Origin of the sequence: Taklimakanibacter lacteus (genome assembly GCA_003576695.1) — a bacterium.
Classification (GTDB): Bacteria; Pseudomonadota; Alphaproteobacteria; order Rhizobiales; family Aestuariivirgaceae; genus Taklimakanibacter; species Taklimakanibacter lacteus.
The window spans coordinates 89,728-116,332 of sequence record QOZQ01000001.1; the positions used below are offsets into that span (position 1 = coordinate 89,728).

General features: G+C 62.8%; 24 protein-coding genes. 7 read left to right on the forward strand and 17 right to left on the reverse strand.

The genetic code is table 11. The features are described from left to right. Positions 1–167 precede the first annotated feature (167 nt). Both DT068_RS00405 and DT068_RS00410 read right to left on the reverse strand, forming a co-directional pair. Entirely contained in the window at positions 168–1,703 is a 1,536-nt protein-coding gene (locus DT068_RS00405) for a trimethylamine methyltransferase family protein (protein ID WP_119387795.1), read from the reverse strand. A gap of 127 nt (positions 1,704–1,830) precedes the next feature. Beyond that, positions 1,831–2,502: a TetR/AcrR family transcriptional regulator gene (locus DT068_RS00410; RefSeq protein WP_119387796.1), complete on the reverse strand. Its 672-nt coding sequence runs from the start codon at positions 2,500–2,502 to the stop codon at positions 1,831–1,833. A gap of 103 nt (positions 2,503–2,605) precedes the next feature. Between DT068_RS00410 and DT068_RS00415 the strand changes: the two genes are divergently transcribed. Beyond that, the gene (locus tag DT068_RS00415; RefSeq protein WP_119387797.1) at positions 2,606–5,044 is read left to right on the forward strand and encodes a GcvT family protein; all 2,439 of its coding nucleotides are present in this window, start codon (positions 2,606–2,608) and stop codon (positions 5,042–5,044) included. 260 nt (positions 5,045–5,304) lie between these two features. Here the strand turns inward: DT068_RS00415 and rpsU are convergent, their stop codons facing one another. The 8 genes from rpsU to DT068_RS00460 form a co-directional block, all read right to left on the reverse strand. After that, positions 5,305–5,622: a 30S ribosomal protein S21 gene (rpsU, locus tag DT068_RS00425; protein WP_119387799.1), complete on the reverse strand. Its 318-nt coding sequence runs from the start codon at positions 5,620–5,622 to the stop codon at positions 5,305–5,307. A 177-nt stretch (positions 5,623–5,799) separates the two neighbouring features. Next, on the reverse strand, positions 5,800–6,012 hold the full coding sequence (locus DT068_RS00430; protein WP_119387800.1) for a cold-shock protein: 213 nt from the start codon (positions 6,010–6,012) through the stop codon (positions 5,800–5,802). Between the two features lie 201 nt (positions 6,013–6,213). Next, positions 6,214–6,759, reverse strand: coding sequence for a hypothetical protein (locus tag DT068_RS27870; RefSeq protein ID WP_162913921.1), 546 nt, complete (start codon positions 6,757–6,759; stop codon positions 6,214–6,216). Further along, complete coding sequence (locus tag DT068_RS00440) at positions 6,760–7,440, reverse strand: SGNH/GDSL hydrolase family protein (protein WP_119387802.1); 681 nt, start codon at positions 7,438–7,440, stop codon at positions 6,760–6,762. Between the two features lie 32 nt (positions 7,441–7,472). Beyond that, positions 7,473–8,426 carry an ABC transporter permease gene (locus DT068_RS00445; RefSeq protein ID WP_119387803.1) on the reverse strand — a complete coding sequence of 318 codons (954 nt, stop codon included), beginning with the start codon at positions 8,424–8,426 and terminating at the stop codon, positions 7,473–7,475. A 1-nt stretch (position 8,427) separates the two neighbouring features. Continuing rightward, positions 8,428–9,399 carry an ABC transporter permease gene (locus DT068_RS00450; protein WP_438816407.1) on the reverse strand — a complete coding sequence of 324 codons (972 nt, stop codon included), beginning with the start codon at positions 9,397–9,399 and terminating at the stop codon, positions 8,428–8,430. 4 nt (positions 9,400–9,403) lie between these two features. Then, complete coding sequence (locus DT068_RS00455; RefSeq protein ID WP_119388276.1) at positions 9,404–10,897, reverse strand: sugar ABC transporter ATP-binding protein; 1,494 nt, start codon at positions 10,895–10,897, stop codon at positions 9,404–9,406. Positions 10,898–10,970: 73 nt separating this feature from the next. Further along, positions 10,971–12,035, reverse strand: coding sequence for an ABC transporter substrate-binding protein (locus DT068_RS00460; protein ID WP_438816390.1), 1,065 nt, complete (start codon positions 12,033–12,035; stop codon positions 10,971–10,973). A gap of 309 nt (positions 12,036–12,344) precedes the next feature. Here DT068_RS00460 and DT068_RS00465 point away from each other — a divergent pair, with 309 nt between their 5' ends. Together DT068_RS00465 and DT068_RS00470 are read left to right on the forward strand one after the other, a co-directional pair. After that, positions 12,345–12,998 carry an SGNH/GDSL hydrolase family protein gene (locus tag DT068_RS00465; protein ID WP_119387805.1) on the forward strand — a complete coding sequence of 218 codons (654 nt, stop codon included), beginning with the start codon at positions 12,345–12,347 and terminating at the stop codon, positions 12,996–12,998. 50 nt (positions 12,999–13,048) lie between these two features. Continuing rightward, positions 13,049–14,152, forward strand: coding sequence for an ROK family transcriptional regulator (locus DT068_RS00470; RefSeq protein ID WP_368904351.1), 1,104 nt, complete (start codon positions 13,049–13,051; stop codon positions 14,150–14,152). A 5-nt stretch (positions 14,153–14,157) separates the two neighbouring features. Here DT068_RS00470 and DT068_RS00475 read toward each other — a convergent pair whose 3' ends face one another. The 6 genes from DT068_RS00475 to DT068_RS00500 form a co-directional block, all read right to left on the reverse strand. Further along, positions 14,158–16,230, reverse strand: a complete 2,073-nt coding sequence (locus tag DT068_RS00475) for an FAD-dependent oxidoreductase (RefSeq protein WP_119388277.1) — start codon at positions 16,228–16,230, stop codon at positions 14,158–14,160. Positions 16,231–16,447: 217 nt separating this feature from the next. Next, positions 16,448–17,617 (reverse strand): acyl-CoA dehydrogenase family protein, encoded by a 1,170-nt coding sequence (locus tag DT068_RS00480; RefSeq protein WP_119387807.1) that lies wholly within the window; start codon positions 17,615–17,617, stop codon positions 16,448–16,450. Between the two features lie 149 nt (positions 17,618–17,766). After that, positions 17,767–18,600: an enoyl-CoA hydratase family protein gene (locus DT068_RS00485; RefSeq protein WP_119387808.1), complete on the reverse strand. Its 834-nt coding sequence runs from the start codon at positions 18,598–18,600 to the stop codon at positions 17,767–17,769. Then, positions 18,597–19,121: a MarR family winged helix-turn-helix transcriptional regulator gene (locus DT068_RS00490; RefSeq protein ID WP_438816391.1), complete on the reverse strand. Its 525-nt coding sequence runs from the start codon at positions 19,119–19,121 to the stop codon at positions 18,597–18,599. Before DT068_RS00490 ends, DT068_RS00485 begins: the two co-directional genes overlap by 4 nt. Further along, complete coding sequence (locus DT068_RS00495; RefSeq protein WP_119387809.1) at positions 19,118–19,864, reverse strand: SDR family NAD(P)-dependent oxidoreductase; 747 nt, start codon at positions 19,862–19,864, stop codon at positions 19,118–19,120. Before DT068_RS00495 ends, DT068_RS00490 begins: the two co-directional genes overlap by 4 nt. A 63-nt stretch (positions 19,865–19,927) precedes the next feature. After that, a complete protein-coding gene (locus tag DT068_RS00500; RefSeq protein WP_119387810.1) occupies positions 19,928–21,049 on the reverse strand; it encodes an LLM class flavin-dependent oxidoreductase in 1,122 nt (373 codons plus the stop codon). 119 nt (positions 21,050–21,168) lie between these two features. On the opposite strand from DT068_RS00500, the gene DT068_RS00505 reads away from it, so the two are divergent. From DT068_RS00505 to kynA, 4 genes are all read left to right on the forward strand, one after another. Continuing rightward, entirely contained in the window at positions 21,169–21,726 is a 558-nt protein-coding gene (locus tag DT068_RS00505) for a winged helix DNA-binding protein (protein ID WP_119387811.1), read from the forward strand. Positions 21,727–21,799: 73 nt separating this feature from the next. Continuing rightward, a complete protein-coding gene (locus DT068_RS00510; protein ID WP_119387812.1) occupies positions 21,800–23,422 on the forward strand; it encodes a benzoate-CoA ligase family protein in 1,623 nt (540 codons plus the stop codon). Then, a complete protein-coding gene (gene kynU, locus DT068_RS00515; protein WP_119387813.1) occupies positions 23,419–24,654 on the forward strand; it encodes a kynureninase in 1,236 nt (411 codons plus the stop codon). The genes DT068_RS00510 and kynU overlap by 4 nt, the downstream gene beginning before the upstream one ends. Beyond that, a complete protein-coding gene (gene kynA / locus DT068_RS00520) occupies positions 24,651–25,490 on the forward strand; it encodes a tryptophan 2,3-dioxygenase (protein WP_119387814.1) in 840 nt (279 codons plus the stop codon). Before kynU ends, kynA begins: the two co-directional genes overlap by 4 nt. Before the next feature lie 57 nt (positions 25,491–25,547). Here the strand turns inward: kynA and DT068_RS27875 are convergent, their stop codons facing one another. Beyond that, positions 25,548–26,399 (reverse strand): hypothetical protein, encoded by an 852-nt coding sequence (locus tag DT068_RS27875; RefSeq protein ID WP_162913922.1) that lies wholly within the window; start codon positions 26,397–26,399, stop codon positions 25,548–25,550. Positions 26,400–26,605: the final 206 nt, after the last annotated feature.

Genomic DNA, 26,605 nt, shown 5'->3' on the forward strand with positions numbered 1-26,605 from the left:
AGGGTGAGGCGAGATCGCTCAGTATCCTCACCCTGAGGTGCGAGTGCAGCGAGCCTCGAAGGGTGTGCTTCAGCATTCTCGCTCTATCCTGAGGGACGCTTCGAGGCCCGCCTATGGCGGGCACCTCAGCGTGAGGGATGTTGAGAAAGGGTTGCTCTGAAGTTGTCCTACGCATCGATCGGCGCGCCGCCTTCGCGGGTCCGCCTTGCAATGAAATCATCCAACGCGTCAATCACCGCGATGTCGAGGCCCGGCGCTTCGAAATCGGCGAGCTTCTGCTTCCAGATCCGGTTGGCGCGTTCGGTCGCGGTCTTGGCGCCGGTCTCGGTCCAGCGGCCGAAATTCGACCAGTCGGAGACGAGGGGCTCGTAGAACGCGGTCTGGTAACGCTGCATCGTGTGCTGCGTCGCGAAGAAATGGCCGCCAGGGCCGACATCGCGAATGGCGTCGAAGGCGAGATCGTCTTCATCGGCGGATACGGGCTGGAACATTTCGGCGAAGGATTGCAGGAGCTCGAGATCGGTGATCAGTTTCTCGAAAGATGCCGTGAGACCGCCCTCCAACCATCCGGCACCGTGCAGCAGGACATTGCAACCCGCCATGACGGCGCCCCATACGCTCATCTGCGTTTCGTAATCGGCCTGGACATCGGGCGCATTGGAGGCGGTTCCGGCGGAAGACCGCCATGGAAGACCGATGCGGCGCGCCAGCTGACCCGCCCCGAAGGATGTCTTGACATGCTCGGGCGTGCCGAAAGCGGGCGAGCCCGAGCGCATGTCGACATTGGAGGCAAAGCTGCCATAGAGGATCGGCGCGCCCGGACGGACGATCTGATACAGGGTTATCGCCGCGAGCGCCTCGGCATGCTGCAGCGACAGCGCCCCCGCAATGGTGATGGGCGCCATCGCGCCCGCCAGGCAGAAGGGTGTCGCAATGAGAACCTGGCCCGCTTCGGCAAAATCGATGAGGCCTTGCGTCATCGGAACGTCCAGCTGCAGCGGCGAGTTCGTGTTGATAACCGTGTAGCAGCAGGGCGTGCGGGAAAACTCATCCGGCGACAGGCCGCGGGCGATGCGGACCATCTCGAAACTGTCGCGCACCTGGCCGGCGCCGCGGCAGAATACCCAGGGCACCTTGTCGCTCAAGGTGAGAGCGGCCCGCATCGTCGCATAGTGGCGCAGATGCACCGGGACATCCTGCGGCTCCATGACCGCTGCAAGCATATGCAGGATGGGGAAGCTCTGGGTCAGCCTCACGAAATTCTCGAGATCGGCCAATGTGCCCGGGCGCTTGCCATTGTCGATATCGCTGGCATGGGGCGCGCCGGCGACCGAGAGAAATGCCACATTGCGCCCGCCCAGCGTGACATTCCTGGCCGCGGTTCCACCGGCGAGCTCGATGGTGCGCGGGGCGCTCGCCAGCGCGCTTTCGACCAGGCCCTTGTCGAAGCGCACGATCATCGTCTCCTCATCGACGCTGGCGCCGGCGGCCTTGAGCCGCGCCCTGCCGCCCATATGGAGCACGCGCATGCCGATGTCCTGGAGGATGCGCAAGGCGTTCTGATGGATAGCCTCGACCTGGTCGTCGCTGAAGACACGGATCGGATCGAAAGGATTTGCGAGCCGCGTATAGTCGGTCATGCGGCCGGAGGCGCCCGGGCGCGGCCTTCTCCTGCGCTTGTGGTCGGGTCCGGCTATGTCCATGACACCCTCGCGGCTGGAAGTCCGATCTTCTGAACACATATGTACAGAAAACCGGGTGTCGGTTCAAGCTCGACCTTTGAAGGAGGCGACGGGTGTCAAATCGGCATGAAGACCGAGGGAAGTATCGTCAGCGTCCTCGTCGGCGCTTTCGCTGGGCGCGTGTCGCCAGGGCGTCCTGTACGAAATTGCGAAAGCGATCGACATCGGCCCGAGCCGGCTCCTCGCCGGTGAACGCCCGCAAATAGGCTTCTATATGCGAAAGGCGTGCTTCCATGGTTTCCTTGAGCTCGAGCGCATAGTAGCCGACCTGCACATAGTACAGGATGCGGGCGCGAATAAACGCATCCTCCTCATCAAAGCCATGGCGCTGAAACATCTGCTTGATCGCGACAAGCCGGGCATCGTCGGCCTTTTCGACCAAGGCCCTGACCACGTTCGATTTTGTCGCCCAGTTGCGGACCGCAATGTCGAGACGGGGGCTGTAGGTCGTCTCGCTCACCCAGCACTCGAAAATATGCAGCACGCCTTGCACCGCCGTCCTGGAGGGCCTGCCGGCGTGCTCGATGATGGCCGAGGTATTGGTCGACATCCAGTGCTGGAGGAGATGGTCCAGAAGGTCCTTGCGGTTCCTGAAATACCAGTAGAAGCTCGATCGCGAGACCTTCAGTTTCCTGGCCAGCGGCAGGACCAGGACGGCGTCGACCCCATCGCTGATGAGGGTCGCGAGAGCCTGGTTGAGCCAGTCGTCCCTGGTCGCCTTGAGCGTGCTGCGCGCCGGCCGCATGGATTTTTTCAGCATGCCCACCTGATTCGCACGGATTGCCCCACATCACAAGGCGGCTCGTCTGTAGACATAGATGTACAGAAATTGTAGGAACCCCTGCTGAGAGAGGGACAGGCAGATGCAGAAGCATGCAAGGGTGGTGGTTGTCGGCGGGGGCTGTGTCGGGGCCGGGATCCTTTATGGCCTCACCAGGCGCGGCTGGACGGATGTGGTTCTGCTCGAGCGCACCCAGCTCACCGCCGGCTCCACCTGGCATGCGGCCGGGCTGGTGCCGTCCTATACACGGAACTTCAATATCGGGCGGATGATCGCCAGGACGATCGAGATCTATGAAGGCCTCGAGGCCGATACCGGCCAGAGCGTCGGCTGGCATAAGTGCGGCCAGCTGCGCCTGGCGAACACGAAAGGCCGGCTCGATGAGTTCAAGAGCTATATGGGTGTCGCCGAGGCGCAGGGCACGCGGGCCGAGCTTCTGACACCCGCCGAGGCCCGCAAGCTCTGGCCGCTCATCGGCGGCGAGAACATGCTCGCCGCGCTCTACAATCCGGATGACGGTCATATCGCGCCGGCGGATGTGACGCAGGCCATGGCCAAGGGGGCGCGCGATCGCGGCGCCAAGGTCTATCTCGAAACGGAAGTCAAAGGCTTCGAGCGGACGCCCGGCGGCGAGTGGAAGATCACCACCAATCGCGGCGACATCACCTGCGAGCATGTCGTCTGCGCGACCGGGAATTATGCGCGCCAGACCGGCGCGCTGCTGGGGCTCGACATCCCGGCCATCCCGATCATCCATCAATACTGGATCACCGAGCCCGTTCCGGAGCTGGTCGAGCGCAAGCAGAAAGGCCAGCCCGAAATGCCGATCCTGCGCGATGAGGATGTCGAAGGCTATATCAGGCAGGAAGGCGACGGGCTGATGTTCGGTCCCTATGAGCGGACCGAGAAGCTCAAGCTCTTCGCCGAGGACGGGGTGCCGGAATGGTTCGGCGCCGATCTGCTGGAAGAGGACTTCGATTCCGTTTCGGTGAACTGGGAACGCGCCGTCGAATTGCTCCCGGCGCTGGGGCGTGCCGGCATCAAGGCCAATGTGCGCGGGCCATTCCAGATGACCGCCGACGAACTGCCTTTGATGGGACCGGCCTGGGGGCTCAGGAATGTCTGGCTGGCCGAGGGCGTGCCGGGCGGAATCCTGTGGGGCGGCGCCATCGGCTATTACCTCTCCGAGCGGATCGTCGAAGGCGCCAACAGTCTCGACACGTCCGATCTCGATCCGCGGCGCTTCGGCGACTATGCCAACAAGAACTGGACGAAAGAGAAAGTCCGCGAGGCCTGGGGCACGCATGCGCTGCTGCATTATCCGGGCGAAAGCCTGCCGGCGGCGCGCCCGCAGAAGACCGCACCCTCCTATGACCGCCTGAGCGAGCTCGGCGCCCAATGGGGCGTGCTCAATGGCTGGGAATTTCCCAACTGGTATCTACCCAAAGGCGTCGAGGTCAACGGCGCCTATAGCTGGCGCTGGACGGATTACGACAAATATATCGGCGAGGAAGTGCGCGCGGTGCGAAACGCCGTCGGTCTCGTCGAGATGACGCCGATGACGAAGTTCGAGGTGTCGGGTCCCAAAGCGCGCCAATGGCTGGACGGCATTCTCGCCAGCCGGCTGCCGCAAGCGGGCCGGGTCAATCTCAGCCACCAGCTGACGAAGACCGGCGGCGTCCAGGCGGAATATGTCGTGGCCTGTCTCGCTCCCGACAGGTTCTATCTCATCTCGACGCCGCGCGCCGAGCGCTGGAATTTCGACGAGCTGTCGAAGCTCCTGCCGGCGGATGGCGGTGTCGAGCTGCGCAATGTCACCAATGACCGCGGCTGCTTCACCATTGTCGGGCCGAATGCGCGGAAGCTGCTGCAGGCGCTGACCGAAATCGATCTCTCCAACGAAGCCTTCCCCTGGTTCACGGTGCGCTCGGGCACGGTCGGGCTTGCCAGCGATGTGCGCCTGCTCAGGGTCAATTATGAGGGCGAGCTCGGCTGGGAGCTCTATCATCCGCTGTGCTACCAGCGCCATTTGCTCGACCAGTTATTGGTGGCAGGCGTGGCGCATGGGCTGAGGCCCGTCGGTCTCTATGCGCTTGAATCATTGCGGCTGGAAAAGTCGTACAAGGCGATGTTCCGCGACCTCAATCCGGAACTCTCCGCCTGGGAAAGCGGCATCGATCGCTTCATCGCGCTCGACAAGGGCGACTTCATCGGCCGTGACGCGCTTGTCCGGCAGAAGGAGAAGGGCGTTGCAAGGCGCCTCGCGATGCTCGCCATCGAAAGCCAGGGCGCCAGCTCGATCATCCATGAAGGCGTCTATCAGAAGGGCCAGCTGGTGGGCCGCGTGACCTCGGGCGGCTTCTCCCACACGCTGGGCTATGATCTGGCCTTCGCGCTTCTTCCCATCAATCTAAGCGAGATCGGCACGCCGCTCGAAGTGCCGATCCTGGGCGAGATGCGCAAGGCGCGGGTGATCGCCGATTCACCCTACGATCCCAAGTCCCTCCGCAGCCGGAGCTAACTCTTCGGTCTGGTGACGCAGTAGCCGATCCGGGCAATCTCGTCCGATATGATTCTCGGGACCACCTTGCGATTGGCGAGCAGCCGCCACTTTGCAACCGATGCCGTTTTTGGCAGCCCGGTTCCCTGCAGCACCGTCAGACGAATGTCCGTTCTGTCGACATGGCGGTACACATCATACATGGCATGTCGCTTTCCCGGGCAAGCCCTGGACGCCCAGTGACCGAACCGGCCGACGGCCGATTTGATGGAGCGTGCAGGTCATGCCGGCGGCTTGGCCGGCAAGTCCCCGGCCGGCGCGGCGTTGCCTGATGGAGATGAGCGGAAGATGTCGCGGGGCGGCCGTGCCGGCTTTTCCTTGGGCTTGGGCATGGGGATCAGCCCCTCACGCTGGGCTTTCTTGCGCGCAAGCTTCCTGATCCGGCGTATCGCCTCGGCCTTCTCGCGCGCTTTCCGTTCGGACGGTTTTTCGTAAGCCGAACGCTTCTTGATCTCCCGGAAGACCCCCTCGCGCTGCATTTTCTTTTTCAGGACCTTGAGCGCCTGGTCGACATTGTTGTCGCGGACGAATACTTGCATGAAGGCCTCCCGGCTAAAGTGAAAGATGGCTGGCAGAACAGCCGGCACATAAGCGGTCTGCTCTGCCAAATCGCGCTAGAGCGCCAGACGTTCTAATCGAATCGCCTCGGCGCTCTATCTCTTTGATTTGCGCATCGGATTATCCGAAAACCGCTTCGCACTTTTCGGTCCGATGCTCTAGGCCGCCTGTTCCAGATGGTCTGCCGAGGCCTTGCCGGTGCGGCGGTCGGTGACCAACTCAAACTGGACCTTCTGGCCTTCCCTGAGCGTTCCCAGGTTGGCGCGCTCGACGGCGCTGATATGGACGAAAACGTCCTTGCTCCCGTCCTCGGGCTGAATGAAGCCAAAGCCTTTCTGGGTATTGAAGAATTTAACAGTTCCTACCGGCATGATTCATAACCTTTCAAATGCAGGGGTATTGCGGAAACGCATCATCGCGTCCGCTCAAACGATCGATGTTCAGGAGAGAGGTCGTCAGTTGACGCCGGGTTTGCCCCGTGCGTGTGACCGATAATCAATGCGGCCGAAACTCGAAGGACCCTATATGGGCGCAATCCCGCGACTATGCAAGCAATTACAGCCGGCCCCGGTTCAGTTCGCGGCGGCAGGCTCGCGCGCGGCTCGTTTCACCCATTCGAGGTCCTGACGGCGATTGCCTTCGGAGGTGGTGTGCTGGCCGTAACGCACATAGACGAAATGCAGATCGAAACCGGTGATGATGCCCATATTGGCGGCAGGCCCGCGCCGACGCGTGCCCGTAAAGAGCACTTCGCGACCGATATCTTTCTCGACAGGTTCAATCATCGTTCCCCAATTCCGCACCACGCGCCGATCGGGCGTCACTTCGCCTCTTGAGATTTCTTGTTCTCCTCGGTCTCGCGAGCCAGCCGCAATTTGCGCAAGCGAGCCGTCTTCGATTGAAGCTGAGCCTTTTCGGCGGCGACGATCTTCATTGCCGCGATATGGATCAACTCCGCCTTGGATTCCCTGGCTGTGCGGCTTACCATGTCTCCGCTCTTTCATGTCGCGGGAGCATGCTCCAGCCCTCGAGCGCCGAAATGCCCCGATGACGGCAATGTCGCACAATGCCGGCGCCAGGAACACATCTAATTTCTCACCCGAGGGCAGGTTGATCATTCACGCTGCCTGCCTCGCCGGGTCGCGGCTGAAGATCTCTCTCACCTTGTCGGCGATCGCATGGCCCAGATCCTTGTTGTTCCCGGCGGTGAAGTGGATGCCGTCGCAGCCATCCGTCGTGATGAAGTCGCCGGCATTCAGGAAATCCACCTTCATGAAATCGGCCATGGCGCGATATTGCTGCGCGAGCCCCTTCGTCTTGGCCGTGCCGCCTTCGAACATGCCTTGAAAATAGGGATGCGGCATGTCGGTCAGCGGCGGCGGCGCCACGACGAGCGCCTTGGGTGCGGGATAAGGCGTGCCGATGCCGCCACCCCCGGTGAGGATCTGGCCCACCAGTTTCGACATGCCCATGGCGATCTCATAGGGCGTGCGCCGGAAATAGGATTTCGTGTCGTTGGTGCCGAGCAGCACGATGACGAGGTCGAGCGGCAAGTGGCTCGCAATGGCGGAGGGCAAATAGGCGCTGCCATTCAAACGGGCATCGTTCGGATCATCGAGGCTCGTGGTGCGGGCGCTCAATCCTTCCTCGATGATGCGATAGCCCTCGCCCAGTTGCGCCGCCATGGCGCCGGTCCAGCGCTCGGCATACGAATAACGGAGTGTCGGCGAGCCGTCCTCGACGGGAATCCAGCCCCAGGTCAATGAATCCCCGAAACAAAGTATCGATTTCTGCTCCATAGTCTTCTCCTCGACTTTCAAGTTTGTCTGGTTCAGGGCTTCGCTATGCGCATCCCGTAGAAGATTGCCGCCAACAGGATGATGAGGCCCTGGATGATCAGCTTGCCGGGTTCGTCGACACCCAATGTCGTCATGAGAATGAACAGCAAAGCGAAGGACAGGACGCCGAAGAAAGGCCCCCAAACGCCGCCTTCGCCACGTCCGAAGACGACACCACCCAGGATGGTCGCCGCCACCGACAGGATGGGCAGATCGAGGCCGACACGCACGCTGCCCACGGCGATCGAGGCAGTCTGCACCAAGGCGGCAATGGCCGCCATCAGCCCGGCCAGGATATGGGCGACGATCACCGTCCGCTCGACCGGCACGCCGGAAAAATGCGCCGCCGTCAGATTCTCGCCGACCGAGGCCACGAAGCGTCCGAAGACCATGCGCGACAGGAAAAGTGCCATCAGGATGGTGAGCGCGATCCACAGGAGGACCGGTGTCGGCACGCCGGCGAGCTTGGTGTTGTAGGCCGTGGCGAATATCGCGGGCACGTCGCCGGGCGGCTTGCCGCTGGACAGATACTGCACGAAGCCGACCAGCACGATGCTCACCGCCAGCGTGACGATCACCGCCGAGACGCGCCTCTTGGCGATCATGATGCCGTTGAAGGTGCCGATGATCAGGCCGGTCGCGATCGCCATGGCGATGAAAAGGGCCATGGACGTGCCGGGAAACAGGCCTGAGGAAATATAGTAGTTGATCAGCAGGATGATGCCGCCTCCCGAGAGGTCGATACTGCGCACCCGCATGACCAGGAGCTGGCCCAGGACCAGGATGCCCAAAGGAACGATCTGGCGGATGAAGATGCCAAGGATATTGGCATTCATCATATGCGGGCGCAGGACCGCGAGCGTGACCAGCAGGATCGCGAAGACGAAATAGGCCGGCGGTATGCGCCGGATGCGTTGCCATGCCTTGTCGGCGAGAGTCACGGCCATCTCACAAGCCCATCCGCTTGCGCGACTGCAATCCGACCACGAGCAGCAGGATCAGGCCTTTGATCGTCGTCTGGATGAAGGGCGAGACATTTGTGAGATTCATGCCATTGGCGAGAAGAGCCATGACCAGTGCGCCGATCACGGTTCCATGCAGCGCGCCGACCCCGCCCGACAATTGCGTGCCCCCGATCGCCACAGCGGTGATCGCGTCGAGCTCGAAGAGAAGGCCGACATTGGGATCGCCCGAGACGATGCGACCGGCCAGGAATATGCCGGCAAGGGCCGCGAAACAGGAGCAGGTGACATAGGCGAGGAGGATGTTGCGCCGCTCGGCGACGCCGAAATTATGCGGCACCTTCTCCATCCCCGCGGCGATGCCGCCACCAATGGCGAAGAGGTGGAGTCCGAAACGCGAACCGTGGAGAACCTTCCAGGCCACGAGCAGCACCGCGATGCCCCAGAAGACCGGCAGAGGAATGCCGAGAAGCGAACCCGATACGGAAGCGATGACCACATCCGGGACTGTCCCACCCGATACGGGACGCAGGATGCGCGTGATGCCGAGCACGACATATTGCATCGACAGCGTTGCAATGATCGGATGGACATTCAATCTCGTGATGACAATGCCGTTGATGGCGCCGATCGCAGCCGCCAGCAGGAAGACGGCGGGAATCAGGAGGTAGGCCGGGCCGTCCAGTGCCAGGATCGCGGTCGTGAAGCTGATCACCGAGCCGACGGACAGATCGAGCCCGCCGATCACGATGACGAACATCTGCCCGATCGCGGTGATGATCAGCGGCATGGCCTGGGTGATCAGGTTGAACAGATTGTCGGCACTGGTGAATTGCTGCGCCGTCAGGCTGAGGCCGAGAGCGATGGCAAGTGCTATCAGCAGGGGCAGGCTCCACAGGCCCTGGCGCGTGCCCTGGCCGGTGAGGAGCTTGAGATATGCCGGCTTCATGCCGGTCAGACGGTCAGGCGACGAGGGCGGCATCGAGGATCCTGTGCTCGGTTGCCTCGGCGGCCGGCATCTCGCCGACCAGCGTGTTGGCGTGCATGACATAGATGCGGTCGCACAGGCCGATCAGCTCGATGGTCTCGCGCGACAGGACGATCACGGCGCCTCCTTTGGCTGCAAATCGCCGCAGCAGTTTGTATATCTCGGACTTGGCGCCGACATCGACGCCACGCGTCGGCTCCTCGATAAGCAAGACATTCATATCGGCGGCGAGATAGCGGCCGAGCAGTACCTTCTGCTGGTTGCCGCCCGACAATGAACTGACGAGCGCTTCGGCGCCGGCCGATTTCACCTGCAGGCTTGTCAATGTCTCGGCGATCTCGCGCCGATAGGGCTTTGCCGGGGCCAGCTGCGGCTGGCCGGCATGCAGGGCCATGGTGATGTTGTGGCTGATCGGCAGGCCGAGGAACAGGCCTTCGTCCTTGCGGTCCTCGGGAACAAAGCCGATGCGCGCGGCCTGGAGCTGGCGAATACCGGAAGCGGCGGAAACCGGCAGAGCGATCTTCGTTCCGCCAAGGATCACGGTTCCGGCAACTGGGTGGAACTGGCCGATCAGGGCTCGCAGCAGCTTTTGCTGTCCCTGACCCTCGAGTCCCGCCAGAGCGATGATCTCGCCCTTGCGGAGCGAAAGCGAAAAAGGCTTCGAAGCGCTGTCGATCCGGAAGTCGCTTATATCGACGACAATCTCGCCGAAGGCGGTGGCGCGCGGCGGGAACAGATCCTTGAGCTCGCGGCCGACCATCATCGCAATGAGCTGGCCGGGCTTCACTTCGGCGACGGTTCTGGTGCCGATGAGCTCGCCATCCTTGAGCACGGTCACCGTATCGCAGATCGCGAAGATCTCCTCCATGCGATGGGAGATATAGACGATGGCCTTGCCGGCATCGCGCAGCCGCCGGATCTGCCGGTTGAGCATCTCGACATCGGCGGCATTGAGGGCGGCGGTCGGCTCGTCGAGAATGAAGACGTTTGCCTCGGCCTTGATGCCATGGGCGATCTCGACGAATTGCCGCTCGGCGATGGTGAGATCGGAGACCAGCGTTTCGGGATCGAGGTCGAGCCCCAATTCGCCGAGCGCGCGTCTGGCGAGCTGGTTCATCCCCCGATAATCGACGGTGCGGAGCCAGCCGGTCGGTTCGCGGCCGAGAAACATGTTCTCGGCGATCGTGAGATTGGGCAGGAGCGAAAGTTCCTGGAATACGGTCGAGATGCCGGCCGCAATCGCATCCTTCGGCCGGGCAAAGGCGACGGTTTCACCCTTCAGGCGGATCTCGCCTTCATCCGGCTGATGAACGCCGGCAAGGATCTTCATCAATGTCGATTTGCCGGCGCCATTCTCGCCCATCAGCGCATGGACGGTGCCCGGCATAAGCTCAAGCGAGACGCCCTTCAAAGCGACGCTGCCGCCAAAGGTCTTCGAGATGTCCGACATTTCGACGAGACTGGCCATGGCGCTATCCATGCATATCCGGATTTCCTTCTCCCGCATGGCGTGCGGGAGAAGGGGAAGTGTTGGCGATGACTTACTTCACCGCGTAATATTGCTTGAGTTGCTCTTCCGTCAGCTCAGACGGCCACCACACATTCGCCGAGAGATTCTCGCGATAGTATGTCTTGACCTTCTCGAGATCCCAGCCGTCGGGGTTGTAGTCGTAGTGCTTCTTCAGTTCCTTGCCTTCGAGCAGGGCGACAGCGGCGCGAATGCCGGCGGCACCCTGCGAGGGGCTGTATTCGGCCGAGATCGACTTGAAGCCGTCCTTGATCCACTGGCCGAAGAAGCCGTTATTGCCTTCACCGGTGATCGGCGGGATGGGGGCGCCAAACTGCTTGAACACATCGACACAGGCGCGCGTCATATCGGCGCCCGACGACCAGATGCCGTCGACCTGCGGGTTGTTCAGATAAAGCGTCTCGCAGACCTTCTTGGTCTTGTCATACTGCCAGTCGCCATGCTCCTCGACGATGATCTTGATGTCGGTGCCCTTGAGCGACTGGAGCAGCCCATTATAACGGTTGGTGTCCTCGGGATGGCCGGCGAGACCGCGCAGCACCCAGATATTGCCTTTGCCGCCCAGTTCCTTGACCAGGAAGTCACCCATGACCTTGCCGAAATGCTCGGCACCGCCCTGGATCTCGGTGGTGAAGGCGTCGGTCTCGATGCGGCCGGTATGCAGGATCACCGGAATGCCGGCGGCGACCGCCTTCCGGATGCTGGCATCGGCCGAGGTCGAGGTGACGGGCTGCACGATGATGGCGTCGACCTTCTGGGCGATCAGATCCTCGATATCGGCCACCTGCTTCTTCTGGTCGAAGCCGGCATCGAGCAGGATGAACTTGCTGATCCGCTTGTCCTTCGCCGCGGCCGCCTCGGTTTCATGCGCGACCTGCACGGTCCAGGTATTGGCATTGACACCGAAATGACTCATGCCGATGACCCAGGGCGGGTCCCTCCTGAACTTGCCGGCTTCGATAGCGGGGTTGTCGCCCTGGCGCGCGGTGACGCCATCCATCAGATGGACGTCTTCGGCAAAAGTCGGCGATGCCAGGAATGTCGCGGCGAGCAGGGCGCCCGCGACCACGGATTTCATCAGGATTCTCATAGACAGTCCTCCCATGGGCTTTTCCTCAGGCCGTCGCTCCCTGCCTTGTTCTGGATACATCTTCCCCTTCGCCGGACATCGCTTTGGATGTGCCGGCGCGGCTGGGAAAACTTCTTCGGAGTGACGTTCGGGGGCAGAAAACACGTTGTCTGAAGGCTTGTCAATAGTTATTCATGTTGAATGAATAATTGGCAGCTTGCGCCCTTGCCCCCCGGGTGGCATCGTCAGAGCAGCGCTCCGGTTGACGGGGAGCGTCCACTAGCTATTGATTTTACTGAAGTTTCTTGGAGATCAGCGGTGCGCACGGTTCTCTGCTTCGGAGATTCGAACACTCATGGACAAATTCCCGGCGGCACCCCACTCGACCGTTATGGCTGGACGCAGCGCTGGCCCGGCGTGCTGGCCCGGGCGCTTGGCCCCAAATGGTATGTCATCGAAGAAGGCTTGAGCGGACGCACAACGGTCCGCGACGATCCCATCGAAGGCGTGCACAAGAACGGCCGGCGATATCTGCGTCCCTGCCTGCAAAGCCACGCGCCGCTCGATCTCGTCATCATCATGCTCGGCACCAACGACCTGAAGGCGCGCTTCCAGCAGCCGCCTTCCGAAGTGGCCATGGGCATCGGCTGCCTGATCCATGATATCAAGGAGCTGGCGCCGGGGCCTGGCGGGCATGTGTCCGAAGTGATGATCGTCGCGCCACCGCCGATGCTCGATGATATCAAGGAGTGGGAGCCAATCTTCTCGGGTGCTCCGGAGAAGTCCAGGCGGCTGGCGCTTGAATTCGAGATCATGGCCGATTCGCTGGAAGTGCATTTCTTCGATGCGGGCTCGGTGATCACCTGCGATCCGCTCGATGGCTTTCATATCAATGCGGAGGCGCATGAGGCGCTGGGTGTGGCCCTTGCGCATGAGGTTGAAACGATCGGATGGAGCGATCATGAGCGCTGAAGAGTTCAGGCTCGTATCGGCAGGATTTCGCAGGTCTGGAGATGACGTGAATGCCTGACATGCGATTTGCACCGCCGAACCCGCTCAGGATCGCGGACCGGGCGGCGGGCCTGAACGCCACCAGCGTGCGCAGCTATAACGAGCGCCTGCTCCTGTCGCTGCTGCTGCAGAACAACGGCATCACCCGCCTCGAGATCGGCGAAAGCACCGGCCTCTCGGCGCAGACCGTCTCGGTCCTCGTCCGCTCGCTCGAGCAGGAAGGGCTCGTCGTCAAGGGCAAGGCGCAGAAGGGTCGCGTCGGACCACCGACGACTCCCGTCTCGCTCAACCCGGAAGGCGCCTATTCGGTCGGGATCAGCATCGGCAACAAGCGCTCGCATATCGTCCTCATCGATTTCGTGGGGACGATCCGCTTCCATGCGACGCTGCCCAATCCTGAGCCCAACAGCAAAAGCAATCATCCGGAATTCCTCGAGACGATCCAGCGTGCGCTCGAAGCCCTGCCCAAGGGAACGCAGGATCGGTTGGCGGGCATCGGTCTGGCTCTGCCGGAGTCGCGGTCGGGCCTCGTAGCCGGCCGCTCGGAATCGAAACACAAATATGCGGCGCTCCAGGACGAGATCGAGAAGGAGATCGGCCATGCCGTGTTCGTGCAAAACGACATCACGGCGGCGGCGGCCGGCGAAAGCATGTTCGGTTCGGCGAAACCTCATGCCGATCACCTCTATTTCTATCTCGGGCACGAGCTGCACAGCCGGCTCGTCCTCAACCACCAGATCTATAATGGCAATTCGCCCCTGAGCTTCGACATTGGACTGAGCGCGCTCGAACGCCGTGTCATCGCCGGGCGCCTTCCCGCCGAGCCCATATGGGACAGGCCGCTGAGCTGGCCGGATTATGGCGAAGCGTTGCTGAGATGGGAGGATGAGCTCATTGACTCCATGCGCGGATCGATCGCCGCCCTGGCGCAGTTCGTCGAGATCAAGACCGTGATCCTGTCCTCCTATATTCCGGAGGATATCTGTCGCGATCTCTGCGCGAAGCTTGGCGCGCTGCTGCCGAATGTGATGGTTGTCGCCGGCAAATCCTCGCCGTCGCCTAAGGCCGTAGGCGCGGCAAGCCTGCCTTTCAGCTCGCGATTCATGGTCGAATAGCGGCTCTACCCCTTGTCGGCGAATCTCCGCTTGGCGTCGGCAAGCTGCTTCAATAGGCCCGAGGGTTTCCAGAACCAGGTATCGTCGCGGGCCAGCGCCTCGATGCGGCGCAGGACTTCGGCCAGGCCCATCTCGTCGGCCATGTGCATCGGGCCGCCGCGCCAGCGCGGGAAGCCATAGCCATTGACCATCACCACATCGATGTCGCCGGACCGCAGGGCAATGCCCTCATCCAGGATGCGCGCGCCTTCATTGATCATGGCGAGGAGGATGCGGTCCATGATCTCATCCGAGGTGAAGGACCGCGATACGATCCCCTTGCGCGTGCGCTCGGCGGCGATGATGGCGAGGGCTTCGTCATCGGGTACCGGCACGCCGCCTGAATAGTTGTAATAGCCGCGACCGGCCTTGCGGCCGAGATGGCCGCGCTCGCAGATGAGATCACCGATCTCGACATAGCGCTCGCGTGGATCGCGGCGAGGCGCCAGCGCCCTGCGGTTGGCCCAGCCGATATCGAGGCCCGCCATGTCCTGCATCTCGAACACGCCCATGGGGAGCCCGAAATTCTTGAAGGCGGCATCCACTTCAGCCGGCGCCGCCCCATCCTCGATCAGGTAATCGGCCTGCTTGCGATAGGCGGAAAGTATGCGGTTGCCAATGAAGCCGTCGCAGACGCCGGCTCTGACCGCGATCTTGCCCAGCCTGCGGCCCAGCGCGAAGCCGGTCGCTACGGCTTCGGGTCGCGCTTTCGGCGGCACCACGACCTCGAGCAATTTCATGATGTGAGCGGGCGAGAAGAAATGCAGGCCGATGACGCGTTCCGGCCGCGCCGTCACGGCGGCGATGGCGCCGACATCGAGATAGGAGGTGTTGGTGGCGAGCACCGCCTCCGGCTTCGCGACCTTGTCGAGCTCGCGGAAGATCGCCTGCTTGACCGCGAGATCCTCGAAGGCGGCTTCGATGACGAGATCCGCCTCGGCCAGATCGGCATAGGAGGCGCTGGCATGCAAACGGCCCGCGGCGATGGCATCATAGTCCGCCTGCGCGAGCTTGCCGCGTTCGACCGAAGCCTTGAGCAAGCCCAAGGCGCGGTTCCTCGCGCCTTCCGCCGAAGCTGCGTCGCGCTCGATCAAGGTGACGTTCATGCCGGCGAGCAGGGCAGAAGCGGCAATGCCGGTGCCCATGAGCCCGCCGCCTACGACACCCAGTCCCGCGACCGGCAGAGGCCTGGCATCGGCCTCGGGTATCTTGCCGATCTCGCGTTCGGCGAAGAAGATGTGGCGCAGTGCCCGCGCCTGCCCGGAGTTGCGCAATCCGGCGAAGATCTCCGCCTCGCGCGCCATGCCCTGTGCAAAATCCATATGAGCGGTCTCTGCCAGGAGATCGAGAGCGCTGACCGGGCTGATCTGGCCGCGGGCGCGGGTGGCGATCTGCTGGCGCGCTTTGGCAAAGATTTCAGGCGCCGTGGCTGCCGGCGGGCGATCCGAAAGGCGCGGGATCGGCGCTGCGATCTTCTCCATCAGGAGCTTGCGGGCGCTGCCGAGGAGATCACCTTCGGCCACGGCATCGGCGATGCCGAGCTTCAAGGCTTCGGCCGCATCGACACGGCGCCCGCTGGTGATCATGTCGATCGAAGCTTGAATGCCGATGAGACGCGGCAGGCGCTGCGTACCGCCGGCGCCCGGAATGATGCCGAGCGTCACCTCCGGCAAGCCCACGAAAGCGCTTCTGTGCATCACGCGATAATGGCAGCCGAGCGCCAGCTCGAAGCCGCCGCCCAGCGCCGTGCCATGAATGGCGGCGACGACAGGTTTGTCGAGCGCCTCGATGCCGGCGATCACATCGCGCAGCATGGGCGGCGCCGGCGGCTTGCCGAATTCGCGGATATCGGCGCCGGCGACGAAGGTCCTGCCGGCGCAGCTGAGGATGATGCCGCGAATGGAGGCATCCGCCGCAATCTTCGCCATTGAATCGGCGAGGCCCTGCCGCACCGCCTGCGATACGGCATTGACCGGCGGATTGTCGATGGTGATGACCGCAATGCCATCCGCATGGGAGAGCGATACCGGTGTCGTCATGGTGTGGTGCCCGCCATTGCAGGACAGAAGCATGAGTCGGGCGCGAATACTCTCCGTCCATTCGTCATCCCGGCGAAAGCCGGGATCCAATAAACTGTCGCAAGGCGGGCAATCCTTCCGACTTGGAAAGAATTCAGGGGATCCCGGCTTTCGCCGGGATGACGGAAACTGGGTCGGATGCAGATTTGCATGGAGCGATCTTAAATGATTCCAAATGTCAGGTTTTGCTTGGAAGAAGCGAGCGGGCGATGATGACCTTCTGAACGGCGCTCGCCCCTTCATAGATGCGCAAGGCGCGGATCTCGCGATAGAGCTGCTCCGGCCGCGATCCCGACTTGACGCCGAGACCGCCGAAAAGCTGCACCGCCGTGTCGATCACGCGCTGCGCCGCTTCGGTGGCGGCGTATTTCGCCATGGCGGCTTCGCGGGTGATGCGCGCCGCCCCCTGGTCCTTGGTCCAGGCGGCGCGATAGACCATGAGCGCCGAGGCATCGACATCGAGCGCCATGTCGGCGAGCTGGCCCTGAACCATCTGCAGATCGGCGAGCACGCCCCCCATCATGCGCCTTGTCGCGACATGCACCAGCGCTTCATCAAGTGCCCGGCGTGCAAAGCCCAGAGCGGCGGCGCCGACGGTGGAGCGGAAGATATCGAGCGTCGCCATGGCGATCTTGAAGCCGTCGCCTGCCTTGCCGATGCGGTTCTCGATGGGAATGCGGCAGTTCTCGAAACGCAGCCGCGCCAGGGGATGGGGCGAGATCGTCTCTAGCCGCTCGGCAATGGTGAGCCCCGGCGTGTCGGCCTCGACCATGAAGGCGCTCAGGCCCCTGGCGCCCGGCGCCTCGCCGGTGCGGGCGAAGACGACATAGCGATCGGCAATGCCGCCATTGGAAATCCAGGTCTTCTCGCCCTCGATCACCACATGCGCGTTGCCATCGGGCCGGGCGGCGCAGGCGAGGGCTGCGACATCCGACCCGGCGTCCGGCTCGGACAGCGCGAAGGCCGAGATCGCCTTGCCCTCGGCAATGGGCGGAAGCCACTTGCGCTTCTGCTCCTCCGTCCCGAATAAAGTGACGGGGCCGGTGCCAAGGCCCTGCATGGCGAAAGCGAAATCGGCAAGCCCGTCGGCATGGCTCAGCGTCTCGCGGATGAGGCAGAGCGAGCGCACATCGAATTTCTCGGCAAGCCCGCCATAAGGCGCCGTCACCGAATAGCGCAGCAGCCCGTGCTCGCCCAGCGCCTTGACCAGCTTCCGGCAGGTGCCGTCGGGATCGTGATGATCGACGAGACCCGGCACGATGGACCTGGCGAAATCGGCGACGTCAACCTCGAGCGCTCGATGCTTCTCTTCGAAAAAAGGCCAGGCAAGGAAGCTCTTGTCACCCATCACATAATACCCTCGTGCTGAGGTGCGAGCGAAGCGAGCCTCGAAGCATGATCCAGGCACAGAGGTTTTGCCGCCTGCCACCCTTCGAGGCCCGGCTGCGCCGGGCACCTCAGGGTGAGGGTTGTGGGGTTGTTTGAATTCACCATTCGCTAGTCGCCCTTGAAGACGGGCTTCTGCTTCGCCGCAAAAGCCTCATAGGCGCGGCGGAAATCCTCGGTCTTCATGCACAGTGCCTGGGCGATGGCTTCCGCCTCGACCGCATCATCGATGCTCATCGCCCATTCGGCCTGCAGCATCCGCTTGGTCACGCCATTGGCGAAGGTCGGGCCTTCGGCGAGCTGGCGCGCCAGCTTCATGGCTTCATCGAGAAGGGAGGCCGGGTCGACGAGCCGGTTGAAGAAGCCCCAACGCTCGCCTTCGACGCCGCCGAGCGACCTACCGGTATAGAGCAGTTCGGAGGCGCGTCCCTGGCCGATCAAACGCGGCAACATGGCGCAAGCGCCCATGTCGCAGCCGGCCAGGCCGACGCGGTTGAACAGGAAGGCGACCTTTGCCGCCTCGGTGCCGAGCCTCAAGTCGGAAGCCATGGCGATGATGGCGCCCGCACCGGCGCAGATGCCGTCGATGGCGGAAATGATCGGCTGCGGGCAGGCGCGCATCGCCTTGACCAGATCGCCCGTCATCTCGGTGAAGCGCAGCAATTGCGGCACGCTCATCCGGGTCAAGGGCCCGATGATCTCGAACACATCGCCACCGGAGGAGAAATTGCCGCCTGACCCTGAGATCACGAAAGCATGAACGCTGTCATCCTTGCGGGCGGCGGCGAAAATGGCGGTGAGCTCGTCATAGGAGTCGAAAGTGAGCGGGTTCTTCTTCTCCGGCCGGTTGAGGGTGATCTCGGCAACGCCGCTCCTGACGGTGAGCAGCACATGCTGCGCCTTGTAGGCGGCAAGGGGCGGAAGGATGGCGTGACTTCGGTTCATGTCTCCTGCCTCGCCATGATGCTCTGCCTTGTCGAATCCTTGAGCGTGGCGAGCAGCTCCATCAGCCTGTCGATGTCCTTTTGCGGCATGCGCTCGAAATAATTGGCGATCCAGTCGCTGTGGACCCTGGCCATGCGGCGGAATTCGCGCCGGCCCTTGTCGGTGAGGCGGATGACCTGGGCGCGGCGGTCGCCGCTCGCCGTGGTGCGGGTGATGTGGCCCGATTTCACCAGGCCTTCCACCAGGCTGGTGATATTGCCGGCCGAGACCATCAGGCGCTTCGACACTTCGCCCAGCACAAGGCCTTCATCGCTGCGGTCGAGCTGCGCCAATATGTCGAAGCGCGGCAGGCTGAAATCGAATTCGGACATGAGATGGCGGCGGATGTCGTTCTCGATGAGCCGCGAGCAGGAGAAAAGCCTGAGCCACAGGCGCAATTCCATGATGTGATCGGCGGGCCGCGCCGATACGGTCGTTTCGGCGTCGATCCAGACCGGGTCCTGCTCTTCCGGATGGCTCACAGCTCACCTCCGGCCACGGTGATCGCCTGGCCGGTCACGGCGGAAGCCCCGTCCGAGCACAGCCAGAGCACGGCATTGGCGACTTCCTCCGGCGTGATCAGGCGGCCCGAGGGATTGGTGCTGGCGAAATGATCGATCGCCTTGTCGCTGCTGAGGCCGGTCTTCTCGGCGATCCGGTCGGCGGCGCGGGCGATGAGATCGGTGTCGGTATAGCCCGGGCAAATCGCATTGACGGTGATCTTCGTCTTGATGAGCTCGGCCGCCAGCGCCCGCGTCAGCCCGATGAGCGCATGCTTGGCGGCGCAATAGGCCGAGACATAGGCATAGCCCTTGAGGCCGGCGATCGAGGCGATGTTGACGATGCGGCCGCTTGGCTGCGCCATCATGCCGGGCAGAGCCGCGCGTGACGCGGTGAAAGCACTCTCAACATTCACCGCCATCATGCGGCGGAGGAGATCGAGCTTCGTCGCCGCGAAGGGCGCCGATTCGGCCGCACCGGCATTGTTGACCACGATATGATAGGGGCCGGTCTCGGCAATGGCGGCGCTGAGGGCGGCCTCATCCGTGACATCAACGGCGCGCGAGTTGCGGGCGACGCCGTCCTTCACGGCCTTGGCCAGCGTTTCGCCTGAGCGGCCCATGATGGTGACATCATAGCCCTTGGCGCTGAGCCCCATGGCTATGGCGCGCCCGATACCCCGGCTGCCGCCTGTGACAAGTGCTTTCTGGTCCGGCATTCCCATCGCTTTCACAATATACAGCGATAGTAGGGGCGGAGCGAAAATTATTTCAAGTCTAAAGCATCCTCATGCCGCAGCGACCCGCAGATCCTCGCGCCTCAGGCCCTTGTCGGCAAGGATCGGCAGCACCGTGTCGCGGAAATAGGGGAATTCCTCGACATAATCGACAAAGGACAGTGTCGTTCCCTTGAAGCCTGCCTCATGCAGCGCGATGAGGCCATCCGCCACCTGCTCGGGCGTGCCGACGAGCGGGAAGCCGCCATGCCCGGCCGCCATGCGGTCGCGGATCAGGGCCAGGAGATCATGCGGGAAGGAATGCGCATGGGCGAATTGCAGGCGCACCAGATTGTCGACCGCTTCCCAGTCGGCATGCTCGCGGCCGAAATGCTCGAGATAATCCTTCGCTTCCTGCTCGCTCGGCCGGCAGACGACATGCGAGAAGGTGAGGACATCGACGGCTCGGCCATTGCCGCGGCCAAGCTCCTTGAGCTGCGCGATCTCGTCGCGCGAACGGGCGAGATCGATGGCCGGGGTGAACAGGAAATGGGCGTTACGGGTCGCGAAATTGCGGCCTTCGCCCGAGCCTGCCGCATTGATGATGGGCAGCGGGCTCAAGGGCTTCGGCTCGCCCAAAACCTGCTTCAGCTGGAAATAGGTGCCGTTCCAGTCGAAGCTCTTCTCCTCCCGCCACAGCGCCTTGACGATGTCGAACCATTCCTGCGCATAGCCGTAGCGGACCTCGTGCTTGTCGGGCAGCGTCAGGCCCAGCGCCTCATATTCGGGCTTGTTCCAGCCCGCCACAATATTGAGGCCGATGCGGCCATTGCTGATACGGTCGATGGTGGCGAGCTGCTTGGCCGACACCACGGGATGATTGGCGGCGGTATGAATGGTGGCGAAGACGGTGATGTCCTGCGTGTGGGCGAGAAGGCCCGCCGCCCAGGTGATCGTCTCCAGGACGTTGTGATGGAAATTCGTCTCGCCGCCATAGCCGATCCAGCGGGCGATCGGCAGCATGAAATCGATGCCGGCCTGATCGAGCAGGCGCGCCAGCTTCAGATTGTTCTCCCAGCTGTTGTCCCAGCGCTCGGCGACCTTGGTGACGGTCATGCCGCTCGAGCAATTGGAGGCGAAGGTGCCGAGCAGGAACTGATCCTTGTCGAACATGCGGTTGGGCGAGCGTGTCATTGCCGGCTTCCTCCTGGTTTTGTTTATAGTTTATGATAGAAAATCTATTATAAAATCGATATGGACGCAACCTGCGTGCTTGCGCCATCCTCCAGGTCCGGAGCAGGAGCAGACTCGCCATGGCGCAGAAGAAGAAGCCGGAAAAGAAAAGCGGCGAGGGCCTCGACCGGCGCTGGCACCTGGCCAACACGGCCTTCGAGATCGAGGTGACGGAAGCGGAATATTCGCTGATGCGGGCCTATGAGGGTTTCGGCCGCTGGCAGCAGGAATGCCTGGGCTCGGTGATCGAGCATGCGCTGAGCGGGCCGGAAAACGCGCTGCTCCATATCATCCGCATGCATGACCGGGCGAAGAGCATCAAGGATCTCGCCTGGATGACCAATCGCGACGACATCCCCAATATCCAATACAGCCTGCGCAAGCTGATCAAAGCGGGGCTGGTGCGCCGTTCGGGCAGCGGGCGTGCCGGTGTCACCTATTCGGCGACCGAGCGCGGCGTCGCGGTCACCGACCATTATGCGAATGTGCGCAAATCGCTCCTGGTCCAGGCATTGTCCAACGTGCCCGATTTCGACACAAGGCTGTCGGAAGCGGCGCGCACCTTCGAGCTGCTCACCGGCATCTATGAGCAAGTGGCGCGCATCGCCGCCACGCATCGCCGGGTGAAGCGCGATTGACATTGAAAGTCATTACTTTAGAATTAAAGTAATACGCGGCGCGATCATTCGCACTAACCCGCGGGGACCCGAAATGATTCCGAGCGCTTATGAAGACAGCTTCGCCCGCGATCATCTGCCGCCCGCCACACAGTGGCCCGACCTGATCTTCGACCGTCCGGAATACCGTTATCCCGACCGTCTCAATTGCGTGAGCGAATTGCTCGACCGCTGGCTCGCCAGGGGTTGGCGTGAGCGGCCTTGCATGATCACCGATTATGAGACCGTGACCTATGGCGACATGGCGGAGCGCGTGAACCGCATCGCCAATGTGCTGGTGAAGGAGCTGGGGCTGAAGAGCGGCGGCAGGGTGCTGTTGCGCTCGGCCAATAATCCGCAATTCGTCGCCGCCTATCTGGCGGTGATGAAGGCGGGCGGCATCGCGGTCGCCACCATGCCGCTGCTGCGTGCCAGGGAGCTCGCCTATCCGATCAGCAAGGCCAGGATCGCGCTGGCTTTGTGCGACGCCCGGCTGGGCGATGAGATGGAGAAAGCAAAGGCCCTGGCGCCGGAATTGCAGCGCATCGTCTATTTCAACAGTCCCGATGCCAAGGGGCTCGAGGCGTTGATGCGGAAGGCTTCACCCGAATTCATGGCCTTCGATACGGCAGCCGATGATGTCTGTCTGATCGGCTTCACCTCCGGCACCACCGGCGAGCCCAAGGGCACGATGCATTTCCATCGCGACGTGCTGCTCATCGCCGATGGCTATGGCAGGCATGTGCTGAAGGCGGATGAGAGCGACCGCTTCATCGGCTCACCGCCGCTTGCCTTCACTTTCGGCCTGGGCGGGCTCGTGATCTTTCCGCTGCGGGTCGGCGCCGCCTCCATCCTGCTCGAGAAGGCGACGCCCGACGACCTGATCGGGGCGATCGACAGGCACAAGGCGACGATCACCTTCACCGCGCCCACCGCCTATCGCGCCATGCTGGCGAAGCTCGGCCGGCAATCGTGCCGCTCATTGCGCAAATGCGTTTCGGCGGGCGAGACCTTGCCCAAGGCGGTGTTCGATGCCTGGCTGGCCCGTACCGGAATCAAGCTCATGGATGGGATCGGGGCCACCGAGATGCTGCATATCTTCATCGGTGCGCCGGAAGAGAGGATCCGTGCCGGATCGACCGGCCTGCCGGTGCCGGGCTATGAGGCCCGCATCGTCGATGCGCAGGGCAGGGAAGTGCCGCGCGGCACGCCCGGCCGTCTCGCCGTCAAGGGACCGATCGGCTGCCGCTATCTCGACGATGCGCGTCAGGGCAATTATGTCGAGAAGGGCTGGAACATCACCGGCGATACCTTCACAGAGGATGAGGAGGGCTATTTCTGGTATCAGGCGCGCTCCGACGACATGATCATCTCGGCCGGCTATAATATTTCGGGACCCGAGATCGAGAATGCGCTGCTCACCCATCCGGCAGTGGCCGAGTGCGCGGTGGTGGGGGTGGCGGATGAGGAGCGCGGCATGGTGCCGAAGGCCTTCATCGTGCTGCGGGCCGGGCATGAGGGCGACGCGCAAATGATCAAGACCCTGCAGGATCACGTGAAGAACGAAATCGCACCTTATAAATATCCACGCCGCATCGAGTTCCGCGAGGCATTGCCCAAGACCCAGACCGGCAAATTGCAGCGCTTCGCGCTCAGGGACGAAGAGGCGAAGAAATGATCTCGCGACAGGAAGCTCAAGAGCTCGACGTAGCCGATCCGCTGCGCGCCAGGCGCGATCTCTTCATCATCCCCGACAAGACGCTCTATCTCGACGGCAATTCGCTCGGCCCCCTGCCGCGTCATGTGGCGAAGCGCCTGGCCGGGGCGGTGAGCGAGGAATGGGGACAGAGCCTCATCCGTGGCTGGAATGCGCATGGCTGGTTCGACCTGCCGCGTAGCCTGGGCGACCGGATCGGCAAGCTCATCGGCGCTCCGCCCGGCAGCGTCATCGCCGCCGATTCGACCTCGATCAATCTGGTGAAAGTGCTGACCGCGGCCTTGAAGCTCAGGCCCGGACGCAAAGTCATCCTCTCCGACAGCGGCAATTTTCCGAGCGATCTCTATGTGGCGCAGGGCATCATCAAGGCGCTGGGCGGGAATGATGAATTGCGCGTCGTGGCGCCCGAGGCGGTCGAGGCCGCCATCGATGACGATCTCGCGGTGCTGATGCTGACCGAGGTCGACTACCGCACCGGGCGCAGGCACGACATGAAGAAGCTCATCGCCAGGGCGCATCAGAAAGGCGGCCTCGCGATCTGGGATCTCTGCCATTCGGCCGGCGCCTTTGCGGTCGATCTGATCGGCGGCAACGCCGATTTCGCGGTGGGCTGCGGCTATAAATATCTCAATGGCGGGCCGGGCGCGCCGGCCTTCGCCTATGTCAGGCCCGATCTCCAGGACAAGGTCGAGCCTTCGCTCGCCGGCTGGATGGGCCATGCCGCACCCTTCGCCTTCGATCTGGATTATCGTCCGGCGCGCGGTATTGACCGGCTGCGCGCGGGCACGCCCGGCGTCCTGTCGATGATCGCCATGGATTGCGCCCTCGATGTGTGGGAGGGCGTCGACATGCAGACGGTGCGCGACAAGTCGGTGCGACTCGCCGAGCTCTTCATCGCGGAAGTCGAGGGCCGCTGCGGCCGCCATGGGCTGAGGCTCGCGAGCCCCCGCAATGCGGATGAGCGCGGCAGCCAGGTGTCGTTCCATTGCGAGGACGGCTATGCGGTGATGCAGGCGCTCATCGCGCAGGGCGTGATCGGCGATTTCCGCGCTCCCGACATCATCCGCTTCGGCCTGACGCCGCTCTATATCGGCTTCACCGATGTGTGGGATGCGGCGCGGATATTGGAGAAGGTGCTGGCCGAGCGCCTGTGGGACCGGCCCGAATTCAAGAAGCGGGCGGCCGTCACATGACGAAAGCGCCCTTCGATCCGAAGCAGGATGGGGCGCTCACCGATTTCGCGCGCCGCATGTCCTATGCCGACTATCTGCAGCTCGACAAGATATTGGCGGCGCAAGCGCCGCTGTCGAAGGCGCATGACGAGTTGCTGTTCATCATCCAGCATCAGACATCGGAACTGTGGATGAAGCTCGCCATTCATGAGCTCAGCGCCGCGTCACGCGCCATTGCCGAGGGCAATCTGCAGCCCGCCTTCAAGATGCTGGCGCGGGTGGCGCGCGTCATGGAGCAGCTCAATTCGGCCTGGGATGTGCTGCGCACCATGACGCCATCCGAATACACTCTGTTTCGCGAAAGCCTCGGCCAGTCCTCTGGCCTGCAGTCCTACCAGTACCGCGCCATCGAATATCTCGCCGGCAACAAGAATGTCGCGATGCTGGCGCCGCATGAGCACAGGCAAGACCTTCATGGCTGGCTCGACGGCATCCGCCGCAAGCCCAGTATCTATGACGAGGCGATAGCACTCCTGGCGCGGCGCGACTTCGCCATCGCTTCGGCAGTGCTCGAGCGCGACAAGGCCCTGCCCTATGAGCGTCATGACAGCGTCAAGGCGGCCTGGGCCGAGATCTATCGCGATCCGGCGCGGCATTGGGAGCTCTATGAGCTCGCCGAGAAGCTCGTCGATTTCGAGGATTACTTCCGCCGCTGGCGCTTCAATCATGTGACGACGGTCGAGCGCGTCATCGGCTTCAAGCGCGGCACCGGCGGCACGTCGGGCGTCGCCTATTTGCGCCGCATGCTGGAGGTGGTGCTGTTTCCCGAATTATGGGATGTCCGGACGGAGCTTTGATCGATCAATATGAAAACGGGCGCGTGGCGGGATGGGCCGCGCGCCCGTTGTTCAATGTCACTTGCCAGCGAGCAGCGCGTCGAGCGCCGCCTTGGCTTCGGGGCTCACCGGCTTCTTGTTGGCGGCGGCGTTGAGCGCGTCGGTCTCGGCCTGCTCGGCCGTGGCTGCCGCATCCTTCGCGGCCTGCACCGCGGCATCGGCAGCCGCGGCATCAGCTATGGCCTGATCTTCAGTGGCCTGTGCCGTATCGGCAGCGACCTGCGCATCATCGACAGCCTGCTGGGCTGCGGCCTTCTCGGCGTCCGACGCATCGGTGGGCAGAGCGGCCTGAGCCGCCTGGGCATCGGCGAGCGCCTGATCGGCTGCGTCAGAAGCCACCGTGGCATCGGTGACGGCCTGGCTTGCCGCTGCCGCTGCCGCTTCGGCGTCCGTAACGGCCTGATCCGCTGCCGCTGAAGCCGCAGCCGCCTGCTGATAGGCGGCAATCTTGCCGACCCGCGAATTGGGAGAGGCATTCTTCAGCGCTGTCGGCGAGGCATGAGCGGCGTTAAGCGCGCCAAGCTGTGCGTTGATATTCTTCTCCTTGGTCGCGCCTTTTGCCTTGCCTTTGTTGCCTTCGAGCGAAGCACTCTTGGCGCTGCCGCCGGAGGACTTGCCGGCATTTCCTGAACTGCCCTTGCTTCCGCCGTTGCCGCCATTGCTTTGGCCGCCAGCATTGCCGCCGCCATTGCCGTTGCCGCCGCCGTTGCCGCCGCCATTACCGCCACCGTTACCACCGCCATTGCCGCCTCTTTCGGCAAGGGCCTGGTCATAGGAGAGAAGGCTCGACTTGCTGAGGAGAGAAGGTCCGGCGATGAGCAGTGCGGACAGAGACGCGACAAACAGCGCGCTACGCGAAGTGATTTTCATGGGACGCCCTCAATTAGTTGCAATTGGCGCTTGTATCACCACCGCCAGCATTACGTAGAAGCAACCTTGAGGGATGAGTTAAGGGCGCATGAACTCAACGCATTGAGTTTTAGATAAAGATCAGAAACTGACCTTGAGCAAATCCTGCCAGAGTTGAAGACTTTGACGATAAGGATCTGCTCCAGGATATCGAATTGGCGCGGATC